Genomic DNA, 18,028 nt, shown 5'->3' on the forward strand with positions numbered 1-18,028 from the left:
AGTTGAAGTTTTATCGATCATTAAGAACTTCATTTGTTCGTACAAAAAATGAAGAAATCACTCTTTCTTTATTTAATTCTAATGTAATTATTTTTTTCATTTTTAAAACTAGACTTTGGTCCACCAGCAATGTTTCCTTGTTTTCGTAATGTGCCGAAAATACGTTATAAAATAAATGAGGAAATAATAAATCCGCTTTAAGTAACTGGTACTTTAAACAAGATAACGGATTGATTTCCTGATATGCGATGATTAATTTCTTCATTAACTTTGGATTCCAATTTTTTTCTTTTATCATTAAGATATTTAAAATTCTTCTCATATCATGAATCGGTAATTCGATTTTTAAAGAATTCATATTTAAGAAATATAAATTCCCGTCTTCTCCAATTATAAGATCATTTACATCAAAGTTAAGGTAGCTTAATGTTTTTGCTTTCTCTTCTATCACTTCGGCAATATATTTATCAATTATTTCTAAAGCTTTTTCACATTGTATTAAAACCGTATTTATATTTTTTAAAAACAGCTTATCGATTTCATTTTGGTGTTTTAACTTTGCTCGTTCTTCTTTCCATTTTGTTAATTTTATAAATTTAGTTTGCAAATCATTTTTCCAATTTGATTGAATGGATGAAACGTGTTCATTTGTTAATTCAATGCCGAACGAAGCTTTATGAAAAGAAGCAATCCCATTCATTATTAAAATTAGATCTTCTTCACTCTCAAAATTTGGTTCCCTTCCGTTAACGGCTTCAAATAACATAAAATTGTCATCTTTTAACCTTACAAAACCATCACCTAATTTTGTTGTTAATACTTCTGGTGTAAAAACGCCATTATCTCTAAGATAATCAATTGCATAGATCATAAATTCAATATATTTTTCATCAATTAAAACTTTTTTTACCATTACTTCACCGATATTTGTATCAATGGGCCATTCAGCTTTTTTTTCATTAATGTATTTTAAAGTTTTATTTTTTACTTCTAAAGGGTAATTTGCCATTACTTTTTTTACTAGATCACTAAAAAAAGCGTCCAAAAATGATACCTCCCAAATAATACTTATCCACTGTTAATCTATGAATATGTACATGTTTAGAGACGGCTAATCTACTAATTAAATTAGGAAGTAAATTAATTTCAACTAATAAATTTCTGGCTGTATGCTGACATAACTGTTTGATCTTCATGATGTATACTTCTTCTATTAATTTTACTTTTCATTTCATAATTAATTACAACAATAATCCTATATTTTCTTCAGTGTTTTTAAATAATTACTTCGGCTTTTTTAACTAAAATAGGTGCAACATTTTTATGCAACTAAATACTTGTAACATCTCTCTACCCTTCACAACTAAGCAGAAGGGTAGACGTACTCTTCTAATGATTGAGTGATTTTTCCAATTAACAAATTAGATCTTATATTGAGTAAAACAGTCCCAAATTTCTCATAATACCATTAAAAGGAGTGTTATGAATGAAAGAAATATTAATTTTTATTTTGTTATCAATTTTTTGTTTTTTGTTATTTTACGGGCTTACATTATTACAAGGTTTTGATTTGCATTATTTAATGTTAGCAATTTCTTATAATAAAGTTGGCTTTATGGCTCTTGATAAAATTTTAATTGTTTATTTCACTCTCTATTTTGGCTTAACAATGTTTATGAATCTAAGAAAGAGATAACTTTTTCTGGATTTTTAAAGTCACAAATAGGATAAATGGCAAAATAATTTGAAACGGAACATGAAGATATTTAGGGACTAAATCAAGTCCAATATGAACATGCTGTGCATAAGATACGGTTGTAAATATACTAAAACATATAATAATAATTCCAATTAAAAAAGTTATTAACCAGTTTTCTTTTAAATGAAAAAGTTCCATTGTCCCTATAACTGCCCCAAAAAATAAAATGGATATTTTTATAAAACCTAAAATAACAAAAACAATTACCGCTAAAGACTCTAATCTTGTAAAAAAATCCCCAATGTTAATTAATGATACGCTTGAAAGTACTGGGTAAGTTGAAGCTTTAAAAATAATTTCACCTAAATTTGCTATATGTATGATCGTCGATATAATTAGAAAGACACCAGCATAGATCATTGCTAAATAGCTCATTTTGTGTGCATTTTTTGGTTGATCATAATATTGCAGCAATAATAAAAATATGATTGACTCCCCAAATGGGAATGTTAAAGTCGTTGGAAATACTGATTTTAAAACTGGTTTCCATCCGTATTCAAGCATAGGTTTTAAATGGGAAAAGTTCAAAAATCCAGTTAATAATTGTGAAAAAATGAGAATAAAAACGATAACCCCACTTAATAGAAAACAAATCCAAACCGTCCTAGCAAAGCTCGTAAATCCTTTCATAACAGTATAAATCATGAGAAATAACATAAGCATTGAAATGGTAAATAAACCTGTATTATCTAATGCAACAATTAAAATAAGTTCTGCAAAATCTCTCATAACCCTTGATGCAATATAGATACAATAAACAACATACAATATGCCTACAAAGCCACCTATATATTTGCCCCATGCTGTTTGTAAGCACTTGATTAATGAGTTAGACGGGTTATTTTTATATATTCCCAAATATAAGCTTAATAAGAGTAATCCACCAACAAGACTTATTAAAATTGCTAGCCAGGCATCTCTTCCAGCATCTTGTGCTGGGTCAACAGCAACAGCACTTCCTATCAAATAAATTGCCAATAAACTAAATAACTGCTCTGAATTAAATTTCATATCTTGCATTACATCACCTTATTTCTTCTTCATAATAACAGGATCTTCTAGTAAACCACTCCGTTTAATAATCACAGTTGTTTTCACATTCACTTTTGCTTTTGCGAAATCATCTGCCCAATGGCTTTTAAGTTGTTTCCATTTTTTAGGATCATTAGTATGAATCATATCTCCGAATCCAAAGACATCGCTTTTATAGAATTGAGCAGATTGAATACTATGTTCAATCTGTTGTTTGACTACTTTAGCAGCTTGTTTTTCAACCTTTATTAAATCTTGAACGCTTTCAAGATTGATTGAACAACCAGTTTCATCAAGTAATGTAAGGAGTGTATTATCAATGTTAATAATTGGGATATTCCCCATAACTTTCACATCCGTTTTTATATTTTGAGCATGTAACCGAAGAGAGCTATATTTATTATCTCCACAAGGTATGGCAAAATTCGTTTGTTGAATTTTATCCATTACCATTAAAATTCCTCTTACATCACGTCCAGAAATCCAACCAACTAGTTTACTACCTCGAAATAATGCTAAGCGATCAATTTTCGTTTCGGCTGGTTCCATCGTTTGTAAATTCGTTAACGTATTTTTTTCTTTATTATCGTTAACAATTTCAACTCCACTAATCGCAATCTCTTTCCCTGAATAGGTCATGTCTTCTCCTAATTCGAATACAGTTGGATTGACACTTTCACCTAATGAAAAATTAACGCTTTGGATTTTTGAAACCATTTCTTGTGATGAAACTTTATTAATCGGTGTCATTGTATTTAAGATCTCTTCAGCTGTTGAATTTTTAGCTACAAGGACAGACATAAAAGCAGAGACTCTTGGTTCCCTAAGAATGCTGTCAACTATTTCTTCTATACCGTGCTTTGCTGCGTTCTCTCCTATTACTGTTAAACCAACATGTGTAAAGTCTTTATTTTTCGTAATTTTTTTACCTGCCTCACGAATTGCTTCTGATAACGTTTTTCCTGAACTTGTATATAGAATTACTGGCGAAGAGTTACCACCACCATTTTGACCAGTAGCTAATTCTGTTGGATTAATGACTTGTAATGTAACCTTATAATTAGATTCATCAGACCAATCGACACCTAATCCAGTTATAAATGAGATTTTATTTAACTCCATATAATTATTACAGCCTGATAGTAGCAAAAAAACTGATATTATTAACTTTAATTGAAGTTTACGCTTCATTGTCTTCACCGTTTTTATTTTTTTGTTGTTTTCTCATCCGTGTTGATTCTGGGACATAATCTTGACTTGCAGTCTTTAAATTTTTCCAAGGTAAACGGATAAAATTATCTTCATTATCTCTAATTGATAATGGAGAAACTGGCATTAAATATGGGACCCCAAATGAATCGAGTGTATTTAAATGAACTAGCCAAAATAAAAACATTAATGCAATTCCATACAACCCAGCAATTCCTGCACTTAAAATAAATAAATATCTCAGTAGTCTTGCAGATGCAGCAACACTGTAATAAGGAAGAGTAAAACTTGAAATACCAGTAATAGAGACAAAGATAATCATTGCAGTAGATATAATTCCTGCTTGGACAACAGCTTGCCCTACAACTAGTGCACCAACTATTGATACAGTAGATGCTAGTACTCTTGGACTACGAATACTAGCTTCCCTAATGATTTCGAAAGCAAATTCCATTAGCAATAACTCAACGATCGCAGGAAACGGTACACTTTCTCTTTGAGCTGCTAGACTTACTAATAACGGTGTCGGGATCATCGAACGATGGTGTGTAATTAATGCAAGATATAATGCAGAAACTAATAATGATGTAAAAAATGCTATAAATCTCAAAAATCTTAAAAAGGTTCCAACAATATATCGTTGATTATAATCATCAGGAGATTGGAAAAACATAGGTAAGGTTGCTGGAAGCACTAAGCCCATTGGACTACCATCTACAATAATTCCAATTCTACCTTCTAATAAATTTGCGGCAATTACATCAGGTCTTTCACTGTCTAAGACAGTTGGAAATGGACTTAAGGGTTTTGATTCGATAAGATATTCAATATTTACTGATTCTAAAACTCCATTAACTTTAGAATTCTTTAGTTTTTCTTTTATAGTACGTAATATATCTTGATCAACCTTGTCATCAAGATAAGAGATTACTACACTCGTATTCGTAACATCACCAACTTTAATCATTTCCATTTTAAATTGAGCACTTCGAAGTCGATAACGGAGAAGCGACATATTCGTAGCAATTGACTCGGTGAAACTATCTTTTGGACCACGAATAATCGTTTGTCCAGTCGACTCTGAAACAGAACGGAATTGCCCACTTTTCGTGTCGATCAGAAGAACTTTTTCCAAATGATTTATAAATATTGCAGTATCTCCATTTAATATTGAAATCATAATGTTATTCCATTCAGTTTCGGTTTTTACTTGTGGAACATCAAATGTATTATCTTTCAAATCATTGAAAAAATTAATATCGCTTAAATCTTCTAACTCCGTATTCTTCCATTTACGAAGAATTGGATCAACGATAAATTGACTAATCGTCTCACCATTTGAGATACCTTGTAAATGAATGAGAGCCATTTTTCTTTTATGATTGACACCAACTTCAAACTCTCTAACAATTAAATCCGCACAATATTTGAGTTCACTATTTAGATTATGTAAATTCTTTTGTAAATCAGACGATAAAACAACTGGAGTTTTAACTTCTTTTGATTGTTTACTTCTCTTTGGATAACCGAAACGCATAGCAATCACCTATCAATTTCAATTTTATTTATTACTATTTAAAATTTGTTAAAAGTATAGAAATTATGCTATTTTTTACCATTTTCTAAATTCGCCAAATTATTAACGTGAAAAATCACCTACTTCGTTCAAATCTTAGGAAACGTTTAAATTCTACAAAATTCAATTTTTTACTATGTTTTCTAGTTTTTTTGAACAATTTTCTTAACAGTTTTGAATAGTTTAGTCTACTTGATCAGGAAAAACATTGATTTTATAGGGAATAAATAACCCAATTGACTGGCTATTAAATTTTCTTAATAATCGAAATATAGGGTTAATTCCTTAAATTAAAATTGAAGGGGTGTTTTGTATTTGAAAAGAAATTCAGTATTGCCACTCAAAGTTGTTTCCACTAGTTTTATAGCTGCTAGTTTGCTATTTTCTAGTCATACTTTTGCATCAGTTGATTCTACTTCTCAAGGTGGCGGATTAAACGTAGAGCAGTATTTAAAAAACCTAACAAAAGAAGATCGAAATCGAGTACATAGTAGTGTTGGAACGATGGATCAAGACAAATATTTATCACCAAAACTCGATACGTCTAGTGATAAGGCTGTAAACATCATCGTGCAATTTGCACAAGATCCTGCAAAAACAGATGTGAAGAAAAACGAAGATAAAGGAATTGAAGTCTCTTTAGATGAGGCAAAAAATAAAGTAGAAAAATCTCACCAAAATTTTAAACAAAAAATTGGAAAAGCAAAAAAAGCAATGTCAACTATGCAAATTCGTAAAGAGTACCGTTTGGCATTTAATGGTGTTGCGATGACTGTACCAGCTAATGAAGTACATACTATTCTTGCAATGGATGAGGTAAAAGCAATATTTGAGGATAAAGTAATCCAAATAGACCCATCTCCTTCAGAGATTCAAACAAGTGAGTCAAGTAGCCATTCTCCTGCAGTAGATAGTACTGAAAATATCGGCGCAACAAAACTTCACGAAGAAGGTATTACTGGAAAAGGTGTAAAGGTTGCAGTAATTGATACAGGAATCGATTATAATCATCCGGATTTAAAAGATGTTTATAAAGGTGGATATGATTTCGTGAATAACGATACTAATCCAATGGAAACAACATATGACGATTGGAAAAAGTCTGGTCAATCTGAAATCAATCAATTAAGTGGAACTACTTACTATACTTCCCACGGAACACATGTATCCGGAACAATTGCTGGTCAAGGTAAAAATAAAACTAATTATGCTGTTACTGGCGTTGCACCTGGAGTTGAACTATATGCATACAAAGTGCTTGGTCCATATGGTTCAGGCTTCACTAGTAATATTATCGCTGGCATAGACAAAGCAGTAGCAGACGGTATGGATGTTATTAATCTATCACTTGGATCTGATTATAATGACCCTCTTGATCCAAATGCCATTGCGATTAATAACGCTTCATTAGCTGGTACCACTGCTGTAATTGCAGCCGGGAACGCAGGAAGTAACCTATATTCACTTGGTTCACCTGGTACTTCTCCACTAGCTATCACAGTTGGAGCGAGTGATTTTTCAATGACAATCCCTACAGCTACTGGTACGATAAGTTCAAATGATAATCTTGCGTTACAAAATTTAAAACTTCTTGCAAAGAGCTATGATGATGATTTAAATACTTTTAAAAATCAAACGATACCGATTGTGTTTGTCGGGCTAGGTAATAGTGAAAGTGATTACAGCGGTAAAGACGTAAATGGTAAAGTTGCTTTAATTGAGCGTGGAATACTCAGCTTAAATGAAAAAGTAATGCTCGCAAAGAAACATGGAGCAAAAGCAGTATTAATGTACAATAATAACCCAACAGAAGGTCAAATCCCTCATTATCTTGGAAATGGCTTTGACTTTATCCCTTCCTTTACATTGACAAATGAAGAAGGTTTAAAAGTTGTAGATAAAGTAAAAAAAGGTAATGCAACATTTACCCTAAACACAATTGGAGAAATGAAAACGAGTGGAGATACATTAGCTGATTTTAGTTCACGTGGGCCATCAAACAGATTTTATGATATCAAACCAGAAGTAACTGCACCAGGAGTTGCTGTATTCTCAAGTGTGCCAGCTTATCAAAATGGGCCAAATCATCTAACCGATTATACGAATGCATATATGAGTGCTTCAGGTACATCAATGGCTACTCCTCACGTTGCTGGAGCGGCGGCGCTACTTTTACAAGAACATCCAGAATACAAACCAGAGGATGTAAAAGCAGCTTTAATGAATACGGCAGATAAACTGCAAAAAGATTACAGTGTATTTGAAGTTGGCGCAGGAAGAATCGATGTTTATGAAGCAGCGCATTCTGACTTGCATATTAAAGTACTAGATAAAACGATCAGCACGAAAGATGGTCAAGATATTACAATACCAGATGTTACAGGTGCATTAAGCTTCGGACCACAAGTTACTGCAGACAAAGAAAAAACAGACTCTCGAGTTGTTTCTATTTCAAATACTAGTAATAAAAAGAAAACATTTAATGTACAAGTTAAGTTTAATCAAAATGTTAAAGGGGCTAAAGATGCTTACGCTAACAATATTAAACTAGATGTTCCTGATACCGTAACAATTAACGCAAACAACACGATAAAAATTAAACCAACAATTCATATCCCTGCTACTGCAGAATTTGGTAACTACGAAGGCTATATTTATATTATAAGCAATAGCAATTCTGATGAAGTTTACCAAATACCTTTTGGTTTCAAGCATTTACAAGAAGGCATTAATACGATCAATGCTTTTGAAGACGCGTTTACAACGCGACGTGATTTAAATCATAGTTTCCCATCTGGAACAGCCATTGGATTATCTCTCAATAGTCCAATGGAAACTGTAGATTTAGTTTTAAAAGATGCGAAAACAGGAAAAGAACTAGGACTAGTTGATGCATATCAAGGTCTGTTGACGGAAGATACGATGTTCTTGACTGAATACGGATTTAATGGACTTTATAGTGCATTTACAGGGCATAAGGATCACCCAATTTCATATTCAAGAAAGCTTGCTCCTCCAGGAAAATATGAGTTAGAACTAATCGCAACAAACAGAGAAGGTAAAACCTTTAAACAGTCTGATGTGTTTTATATCGAAAATACTAACCCAATCGTAAAAATGCAACAACCAGGCGGAGTGTATGAGGTAACTCCAGACGGTATGACTGTAAAAGGTAACATATATGACCAACAAGTAGATATCATGAACCAAAATGGATTTAAATGGGATCAGTCTTCTAACATGATTAACGTAATTAATAAAACAAAATTCTCGTCAACACCTTTAAAAATTGAAAAAAATGGTGACTTCGAATTTAAAACTGGACTATTAGATGGTAAAGATATAACCAAAATTAGTCTTGATGCATATGACTACGCTCAAAATGGTATGCAGGATCATCCCGATTTCTCATATACGCTTGTTAAAAAAGGACTTCCATATGCAAAACTAGTAGCAAATAAAAATGATGTGAAATATGGCGAAAATGTAACGCTATCACTTAGTGCAAATAATATTAAAGATTTAACAGGTGGAGAATTTACATTAACATTCCCTTCAACAACATACGACGTTGCAAATGTATCCTTAAATAAGGATTATGTTTCTTATGCTAAGTCACATGGCTTAAATGCCGATCTTAAAATCATTGAGCAGACAGCAAGTAAACTGACACTTAACACTCAATTATCAGGTGACTCAGTTCAGCCAATCCAAACGAATATGCCATTAATTGATATTACGTTTAAAGTGAAAGAAAAACCAAGCAACTATATCAAATGGATTCAATCGATTGATCTTACAAAATCTACTGCGTTCTCATTAAATCAAGCACCTACTACTATTCAAGGTTTTGGACAAGGTATTAATATTGTACCAACTTACTCTCAACTTGAAGGTGGCATACTTGCAGATGGATTTTTAGATAACTGGGGTATTTGGTTAGACTACAAAAAAGATTTCTCTAAGGCGGGCATGAGTTTAAAATTAGTATCAAAAAATGGAAAGACTTATACTGGAGAATTTAACAGCAGTGCACGATACTTTGTTAAAAATCTTCCAGCTTCAAATGAAGATTATGATCTAACAGTTAAAATTCCTGGACATTTCGACCGACATGTAACAATTAATGATTTATATGATGTTACGAATGGTGAAACTGTAGGTCGATTATCTTATATTTTATATGCTCCAGTAATGGGTGGAGACGTAAATAACGATGATGTAATCGACGTATTAGATGCTGATTATATTAAAACATATTGGGGTACTAACAAGCGTGCAGCAGATATCAATTTCGATGGGATCGTTGACGCAAAGGATATGAGTTTTGTTCAAAAGAACTATTTAACACCAAACCCTGATGTCCAAGACGTTCCTAAAGGTAAAACGAAAATTAAAGGTGTAACTTTAGCAGACATTTTGAAGGACTTAAACATTCAATAAACAATTTAATAGAATAATAGTAAACGTCGGGTCATTAGACCCGACGTTTTTATGCTGATCAAATTGCTTTAAAATATTAACTTTTTAAACCATTAAAAGGTCATTTAAAAAATGCTATTGATCATTATTAAATGTCCCCATTTTCCTATTGACTATTTTATATTTCAACACTTTGATAAATAAGTTGTGTGGTATGATTCCAACTAGTTGCCCTGAAAAAAGCCAGAGATCAACATCTCGATCATGTTTTTTACACCTATATTTACCATGCTTATTAAAAATTGATTACACAAAAAAAAAGACTTTTTCATCAAGATCTGTTTCTTGAATCAAAGCCTTTTTAAACCTTTTACATTATTTAATTATTTTATACCATTAAAACGAACTTAAATAATCCTTCATCTCGTTAACTAACTGCTCAGGAGACTCATACATGCTCATATGTCCGGCACTGTTTAAAGTAGCAGTTTTAATATTTTCTTTTTCAATCGAAAAAGTCTTTTCAGGTGGAATAATCTGATCGTCTTTACCCGCAAGTAAAAGTACAGGTAAATTTGTATCGTTAAGTACATAATTTCTGTCGGGTCTATTTTTCATACTTATTAGGGCATTAACCGTGCCATCTACTGAAGTTTTATACCCAATCTGCTTTGCTAAATCTATTTCTGCACTATTTTTTTGAATATTTTTTGGAGAGAAAAGTTTAGGAATCAATCCATCGACGACGTTTTTCACTCCTTCATTTTTAACTTTTTCAGCATTTGCCTCTCTACCTTTTTTTGCTTCCTCACTATCTGGATAAGCCGTAGAGTGGATTAATGAAAATCCATTTAAATAATTTGAGTATCTTTCAGCAAAGGCCAGTGTAATATAACCACCTAGCGAGTGCCCAAACAAAGTTACTTGATTTATATTTAATTGATCTAGAAAATCTTTCATCATATCTGCATAATCTTCAATTGAATGTTCTTCTTTTATAGCAGTAGAGTCTCCATGTCCTGGTAAATCAATTGCTATCACACGATAATCCTCTGCTAATTTTGGAATTACTTTTTCCCAATATGCATGACTTCCCATAAAACCATGAATCAAAACGATTGGCTTCCCCTTACCTTGATCCTTATACGCAATTGATAAATTTTCAAGTTCTATTTTACTAGTAATGATCCTTCAACTCCATTCGAGAATTTTCAATGAATACAGGACTATTTTCATTTACTAAAATACCTATATTCAAAAATAGATACGAACTAACATAAAGAAACCTTATGAACAAAATTCTGCACTTTCATTATTTTCTCCTCTCTTTTCTCGAAATAATCTTTAAATTAAAAAAGGAGTGTCTCAAAAAAGAGAGACACCCCAATTCATTAAAATTTATCTACCTTCTGCTTAAATACCGCATCGTTACGTTGAATTTTCTGAGCTTTATTTTTATTTATAAATAAGTAAGCCACTGATAATACAATTAACCACGGTATTCCGAATTGAAGCATAATCTTAAAACCAGTAAACCAAGAAGTAATGGTTAATCCTAACAATAAAATTGCTCCTAAAATTGTGAAGTACGGGAAACCGATCATTTTTACTGGTAATTTTCGCCCGCCTGACTGTTCCCATTTTCTTCTAAAAAATAGATGTGAAACAAAGATTGTCATCCAAGTAAACATCGCGCCAAACATTGAGATACCCATCATAAATGCATAAGAGGAATCAGGTAGGACTGCATTTACGATTCCAGCAACAATAATTCCAATTGTTGAAACTGCAAGAGCATTTACTGGAACACCTTTTTTACTTAATTTGCCTAAAATTTTCGGTGCATGATTACTTTTAGAAAGTGAGTACACCATTCGTGTTGAAGCATATAATTGGCTATTCATCGCTGACAAAGCTGCCGTTAAAATAATAAAGTTCATAACGCCTGATGCAAAAGGTATATTTAATATTTCCATTACTTTTACAAAAGGACTTTCATCTACTCCTGCTGATTTCCACGGAACGATTATGAGCATGATTGCAATCGTTAATACATAAAAAATTGATAAACGAAAAACTGTTGCTTTCAGAGCTTTTGGAACAGCAATATCAGGTTCTTTTGCTTCACCCGCTGTAACCGCTATCATTTCAGTTCCTAGAAAACTAAATAGTGAAATGAAGACAGCTACCCACATTCCCCACCAACCAAACGGCATAAATCCTCCGTCATTTGTTAAGTTCTCTACACCAATACTCCCGTGATTAGACGTTCCAAATAAGATATAAGTCCCTAGTAAGATAAAACCAACAATTGCGCTTACTTTAATCATTGAAAACCAATACTCAAATGTTGCAAATGTATTTACACTAGTCGCATTTATATAAATTAATACTGCTGCAAAAAAGGCAATCCAAACGATTCCAGGTACAGTTGGAAACCAATATTTCATATAGACTGCAATTGCACTTACTTCTACTCCAACAGCAAGTACTTGTGCTACCCAATATGAATATCGGACAAGATATCCAGCCATAGGATGGATATATTTTTCAGCAATTGTTCCAAACGAACCACTAGTAGGATGTGCAACAGTCATCTCAGCTAAGCAACCCATTAGTAGTAAAACAATGAATGCACCAACTGCATAACTAAGTAATACACTTGGGCCAGCTGTTTTAATTGCTAGTCCGCTTCCAAGGAATAATCCCGTCCCAATTGCACATCCCATGGCAATCATTGTTAGTTGACTAGTTTTTAACTCCCTTTTTAAGCCTTTTTCTTGTTCGTTTTCAATTTGATAATTAGTGGTTGATTTCTTCATGATCTCATCCCCTTGTCCCCTTAGATAGCCAACTCAACTTATGCGACAACTTCACGTTCATTTTTAAATTTTTCATATTGCTTTTCATTCATGATTTTCTTAAGTGTTTGTACCACTTTCCAAACTTCCTCGTAAGAAGTGTAAAGTGCCACTGGTGCCAGACGAATAATATTTGGTGCTCTGAAGTCAGGAATAATACCATTTTCTTTTAGAGACTTACAAATACGTGCTGCTTCTTCATGCTCTAGACTGACATGTCCTCCTCGACGAGCATCCTCTCTAGGAGATCCAATGAAAAATCCCATATCTGGTAATTCTTGTTCGATACAATCCATTAAAAATTGGTTAATCTGTAGTGATTTTTCTCGAATCGCATCAATTCCAGCTTCCGTAAAAATCTCTAATGAGCCCATTAATGGTGCACAACTTAATACATGAGGCGTACCAATTTGATAAGCACCAGCTGTTTCAGCAGGAGTTAGCGTATGCTCCATATCGAATTGCTTATCTTTTCTTGAACTAAACCAACCAGCAAGTCCTGGTAGCTGGCCAAAATGTTTATGATTTACAAATAAGCCACCTACTCCACCCGGTCCACCATTTAAGTGTTTATAATTACACCAATAGGCAAAATCAACGTCCCATTCACTAAAAGAATGTGGAACTGAGCCAACAGAGTGACATCCATCAAAACCGATTAAAATTCCTCGTTTATGAGCTTCTTCAGTTAAACGCTTCATATCTAAAATTTGACCACTGCGATATAATACTGTCGGTAAGATAATCAATGCAATTTCATCTGTCATTGCATGAATAATGTCTTCTTCTTCTAAATAACGACCATCTTTACTTTTAACGCAAATAAGATCATTTTCAGGATCGAGTCCATGAATACGTAATTGACTTTGAAGAGCATAAATATCTGATGGGAATGTAAGCTCATCCGCTAAAATCTTTTTTCGATTACCTTTTGGTTGAAAAAAAGTAGCAACTAACTGATGTAAGTTAACGGTCGTGGAACCGGTTACAATTACTTCTTCAGAAGAAGCACCAACTAACGGAGCTAATTTTTCTCCTAATTTTTCTGCCATGAAAAACCATGGATGATTTCCATTTGTCCAACCGTCTATACCATAATTCTTCCAATCATCCAATGATTCTAGTAAAGTACGTTCAGCTCTTTTAGAAAGTAGTCCTAATGAATTACCGTCCATATAGATTGAGCCAGGTTTTAAGTAAAACTCATCTCTAAACTTTCTAAGTGAATCGAGACTGTCCATTTTTTTTGCGAATTCTAAACTTGTTTCTGTAACTTTCGTACTCATACTCTTCCCCCTCTATCAATCTACTATATAAATCTATTTGTGAAAAAATCATATCAATTAACTGACATCATGTCAATGACACGATGTCATATTTTCAGATAATAAAAAAAGTTTCAACTTTAATGATCAGGTTTTTTGTTAATGTACAGTGTTTTTCTGTCATTTCTTCCATTTTTATTCATTTACCTATATGCTAGATGTAACTTATGTTGGAGGATCGTAGTATGAGTAATGACAAAGTAGAATCTAAGCGTCAATTACGTTCAATGATGACAAGACAAAAACTACTCGAGGCTGCTAAAGAAGTATTTCTTGAAGAAGGATTTCAAAAGGCGACGATAACACAAATGATAAAAAAAGCTAATATTGGTTACGGAACAGCTTATGTTCACTTTAAAGGCAAGGAAGAGCTTTTAATTGTATTAATGGAAAGTGTAATGGAAAGGTTTTATAAAATTGCCGAAACTCACTTTTTTCCTGAAACGAAAGAATCCGCTGAATCAATTATTTATAAACAAGCTACTTCTTTTCTAAAAATGGCAGAAGATGAGCGAAATATGATGCAAATTTTTGAACAAGCAATTGGAGTATCTGAAATCATCTCAGACAAATGGAAAACGATTCGTGAAAAGTTTATTGGACGCATATCACTTGATATTTCTTATGCACAACAAACAGGATTAGCAAGAAAAGAACTAAATCATGAGCTAGTCGCCCGTGCTTGGTTTTTTACAAATGAGATGTATTTATGGGAAATCGTTCGAAATGAACAGCATTATTCAATTGAAGATATTGCAAAAACAATCACATCACTTTATACAACCGGTCTTTATTAAGTGCCAAATTAAAAAGCTCAAACTTTTACTTCTAAAGTTAGAGCTTTTTTAACTTCCTATTTTGATTTAGCGCTACAATACATTTCTCTTAAAATAAACTTCTGAACCTTGCCAGACGCATTTCGAGGAAGTTGATCAATAAATTCAACAACTCTAGGAATCTTATACCCTGCCATTCTTTCACGGCAAAAAACTTGAATCTCTTCAAAAGATAGACGATGTCCTGTTTTTAATACGACAATTCCCGTTACAACCTCCCCCCATTTAGCATCAGGCGTACCGATCACTGCTGCTTCCAAAATAGAAGGATGCTCATATAAAACATTTTCAATTTCAACTGAATAAATATTTTCTCCACCTGAAATTAACATATCCTTACTGCGATCAACTAATGTGATATATCCTTCCTCATCTACTACAGCTAAATCTCCTGTATATAACCAATCATCTTTTATCGTATCTGCTGTTTCTTGCGGCTTTTTATAGTATTCCTTCATGATTGTTTCACCTTTTAAGATTAATTCACCAACTTCACCTGGTAAAACATCTTCACCCATTTTATTGACCACTTTAATGACTGTATAAAGTAAAGGGGTTTTTCCCGTTTTTCCTAAATGATGCTCATGATCTTCTGGCGAAAGATAAATCCCTGTTGGCCCTCCTTCAGTTAATCCACATAAGCTGAAAAATTGATTTGTATTAAATAATTTCATACTTTTCATTAAAATTTCAGGTGGCATAGGAGCTGCACCATAGGCACAACGTTTTACGGAAGAAAGATCAAATTGATCAGCATTTGGAACTTGCTGTAAATAGTTATACATTGTAGGGACCCCAAAAAATAAAGTAATTTTATACTTTTCAATATCCTTTAAAACATTTACTGGGTTAAAATCACGATGGACCACATTTGTCATACCCAAATATAAACCTGGTAAAAAAAATATTACCAGCTGTGCACAATGGAATAAAGGAGCCACATGTAAAAGCCGATCCTGGCAGCTTTGTCCCATTACCGCACTCAATCCATTTATGAGCTTTTCAATTCGTTTATAGTCAAAAAGCGCACCTTTTGGTTGCCCAGTCGTACCTGAAGTATATAATAAATGAAAATCATCATCTCCTGAAATCTCTACTTGAGGATCTTCATCAATAGTTGACAACACATCAAAGTAGCTTAAACAATTTGGCGATGAAGTAGCTGGAGCAGTAATGATATTTCTTACTTTCATTAAGGACTTTGCAGCATCTAAAACGATTTTTTCTAGTTCTGAATCACAAACTACAAAGACACTATCCGACTGCTCTAAAATATATTCAACTTCTCGTGAAATTAGGCGGAAGTTAATTGGAACGACAACTGCACCTACTTTTACAGCAGCACAATAACTAATCGCAAACAAGTCAGAGTTTGCCATCATTAGAGCTAGTTTTTCACCTTTTTTTAAACCTAGTTTTTGTAATCCCCATGCAAAACGATTAACCACTTTATTGAATTCCATGTATGTGTATGTACGGTCTTGATAGACTAATGCTAATTTATCCGGGTGCCTTTTTGCGTTTAACGATAATACATTTCCAAAACTCATTTGCTTACCCCCGTCTGAAATGATTTAGTTTTCATCAGCTGACCTAATAACTCCTTTTTCAATGAATTGATTAATTGTTTGATTATCGTATCCTAAATTTGTTAAAACTTCTGTTGTATTCGTACCAGGTTTTACGCCAACATGTTGATAAGTAGGACAGAACACTGACGATTTAAAAGGTGAACCAATTTGCAACTGACTTGTACCATCATTTTTTTTGACGTTTACTAAAAGCCCCCTTTCTTTTAATTGCGGATGCTCACATGCTTCTTCAAAAGTTAAAACTGGCTCAACACACGCATCAAATTTACTAAAAATTTCGATTAACTCATTAAACGTTCTCTTACTAAATGCACCTTTTACTTCATTTTTAAATAAATCCAATTCCTCTTTATCCCCACTAAAAGAATAAGGTAGAAATTGAATGATTTCTAATGCCTCACATAATTGTTTTCGAAATGATGGTTCAAGACTACCAACTGAAAAGAAACGTCCATCTGCTGTTTCGTAATAATCATAAAACACACCTCCATTCAACAGATGTTCCTCTGGCATTGGATTAATTTTTTGAGTTAACCATCCAGAACCCATTAAAGATTGCAATGCAAAAGTACAATCTGTCATTGAAATATCAATCCACTGTCCTTCACTAGTTTGTTCACGATGAATGACAGCTGACAAAATGCCGATAATCGCGTGTAACGATCCACCTACTTGGTCTGCAACTTGGATTCCCATCGGAACTGGGCGTTCACTTTTTCTAGTTGAATAACTCAACACACCAGTTAAAGAAAGATAATTGTTATCATGTCCTGCACGAATTCGATACGGCCCTGATTGACCATAACCAGTAATTGAACAGTAAATTAGTTTCGAGTTAATTTTCTTCAATTGCTCATATCCTAATCCAAGCTTTTCCAATACTCCTGGCCGAAATTGCTCAATGACAATATCATACTCTTTCACTAACTTATAAATAATTTCAGTTGCTTCTTCATTTTTCAAATCAAGGGTAATAGATTTTTTAGAACGATTAATTGTTTGATGTGCGGCAGATTGGTCCCCATCAAATGGAGGTGAAGTTTGCAATATGTCGGGATGATATGGAGATTCGATTCGTAATACTTCTGCACCTAAATCCGCTAGTATCATAGTTGCATAGGGACCTGGTAAAAGACGAGTAAAATCCAGAATTTTCAATCTATTTAACATAGAGTTAACCTACTATTCAAAATAATTTCCTCACTCCATCTCTATAATTTGTCATTGTACATTAATTATTCTAGATTACTTGGTATCTCTCCTTTTTTAAAAGTCATATTATTGAATGTTGATTAGTGCCCACTAGTTTAAAAAAGTAGATGCAATTTTGAATTAAACACATGAAACTGAAAACTCTGATCAGATAGTTTATATGTTTTTTTATCTACCTATATTCAGGAGTAATAAAATTTTAAG

General features: G+C 33.0%; 12 protein-coding genes. 3 read left to right on the plus strand and 9 right to left on the minus strand.

Features of this window, described 5'->3' with window-relative positions:
- Positions 1 to 10: 10 nt before the first annotated feature.
- On the minus strand, positions 11 to 1,045 hold the full coding sequence (locus RAH41_RS13535; RefSeq protein ID WP_331223104.1) for a CotS family spore coat protein: 1,035 nt from the start codon (positions 1,043 to 1,045) through the stop codon (positions 11 to 13).
- A 441-nt stretch (positions 1,046 to 1,486) separates the two neighbouring features.
- Between RAH41_RS13535 and RAH41_RS13540 the strand changes: the two genes are divergently transcribed.
- Positions 1,487 to 1,696 (plus strand): hypothetical protein, encoded by a 210-nt coding sequence (locus RAH41_RS13540; protein WP_331223105.1) that lies wholly within the window; start codon positions 1,487 to 1,489, stop codon positions 1,694 to 1,696.
- Here the strand turns inward: RAH41_RS13540 and RAH41_RS13545 are convergent.
- Genes RAH41_RS13545 through RAH41_RS13555 form a run of 3 tightly spaced genes read right to left on the minus strand, consistent with a single transcriptional unit; the run spans position 1,682 to position 5,537 of the window.
- Complete coding sequence (locus RAH41_RS13545; protein ID WP_331223107.1) at positions 1,682 to 2,779, minus strand: GerAB/ArcD/ProY family transporter; 1,098 nt, start codon at positions 2,777 to 2,779, stop codon at positions 1,682 to 1,684. The genes RAH41_RS13540 and RAH41_RS13545 overlap by 15 nt on opposite strands.
- 9 nt (positions 2,780 to 2,788) lie before the next feature.
- Complete coding sequence (locus tag RAH41_RS13550; protein WP_331223109.1) at positions 2,789 to 3,982, minus strand: Ger(x)C family spore germination protein; 1,194 nt, start codon at positions 3,980 to 3,982, stop codon at positions 2,789 to 2,791.
- Complete coding sequence (locus tag RAH41_RS13555; RefSeq protein ID WP_331223111.1) at positions 3,972 to 5,537, minus strand: spore germination protein; 1,566 nt, start codon at positions 5,535 to 5,537, stop codon at positions 3,972 to 3,974. The genes RAH41_RS13550 and RAH41_RS13555 overlap by 11 nt, the downstream gene beginning before the upstream one ends.
- Before the next feature lie 354 nt (positions 5,538 to 5,891).
- On the opposite strand from RAH41_RS13555, the gene RAH41_RS13560 reads away from it, so the two are divergent.
- Positions 5,892 to 10,019: a S8 family serine peptidase gene (locus tag RAH41_RS13560; RefSeq protein ID WP_331223113.1), complete on the plus strand. Its 4,128-nt coding sequence runs from the start codon at positions 5,892 to 5,894 to the stop codon at positions 10,017 to 10,019.
- 375 nt (positions 10,020 to 10,394) lie between these two features.
- Here the strand turns inward: RAH41_RS13560 and RAH41_RS13565 are convergent, their stop codons facing one another.
- From RAH41_RS13565 to kynU, 3 genes are all read right to left on the minus strand, one after another.
- Positions 10,395 to 11,111, minus strand: coding sequence for an alpha/beta hydrolase (locus RAH41_RS13565; RefSeq protein WP_331223114.1), 717 nt, complete (start codon positions 11,109 to 11,111; stop codon positions 10,395 to 10,397).
- A gap of 278 nt (positions 11,112 to 11,389) precedes the next feature.
- Positions 11,390 to 12,820, minus strand: a complete 1,431-nt coding sequence (locus RAH41_RS13570; protein WP_331223115.1) for an amino acid permease — start codon at positions 12,818 to 12,820, stop codon at positions 11,390 to 11,392.
- 38 nt (positions 12,821 to 12,858) lie between these two features.
- Positions 12,859 to 14,145, minus strand: a complete 1,287-nt coding sequence (gene kynU, locus RAH41_RS13575) for a kynureninase (RefSeq protein ID WP_331223117.1) — start codon at positions 14,143 to 14,145, stop codon at positions 12,859 to 12,861.
- 224 nt (positions 14,146 to 14,369) lie between these two features.
- Between kynU and RAH41_RS13580 the strand changes: the two genes are divergently transcribed.
- Entirely contained in the window at positions 14,370 to 14,981 is a 612-nt protein-coding gene (locus RAH41_RS13580; RefSeq protein ID WP_331223119.1) for a TetR/AcrR family transcriptional regulator, read from the plus strand.
- Positions 14,982 to 15,037: 56 nt separating this feature from the next.
- Here RAH41_RS13580 and RAH41_RS13585 read toward each other — a convergent pair whose 3' ends face one another.
- Together RAH41_RS13585 and RAH41_RS13590 are read right to left on the minus strand one after the other, a co-directional pair.
- Positions 15,038 to 16,570 (minus strand): long-chain-fatty-acid--CoA ligase, encoded by a 1,533-nt coding sequence (locus RAH41_RS13585; RefSeq protein WP_331223120.1) that lies wholly within the window; start codon positions 16,568 to 16,570, stop codon positions 15,038 to 15,040.
- A 24-nt stretch (positions 16,571 to 16,594) separates the two neighbouring features.
- The gene (locus tag RAH41_RS13590; RefSeq protein WP_331223122.1) at positions 16,595 to 17,782 is read right to left on the minus strand and encodes a CaiB/BaiF CoA-transferase family protein; all 1,188 of its coding nucleotides are present in this window, start codon (positions 17,780 to 17,782) and stop codon (positions 16,595 to 16,597) included.
- Between the last annotated feature and the right edge of the window lie 246 nt (positions 17,783 to 18,028).

This window comes from Gottfriedia acidiceleris (assembly GCF_036421055.1).
In the GTDB taxonomy this organism is placed as follows: Bacteria; Bacillota; Bacilli; order Bacillales; family Bacillaceae_G; genus Gottfriedia; species Gottfriedia acidiceleris_C.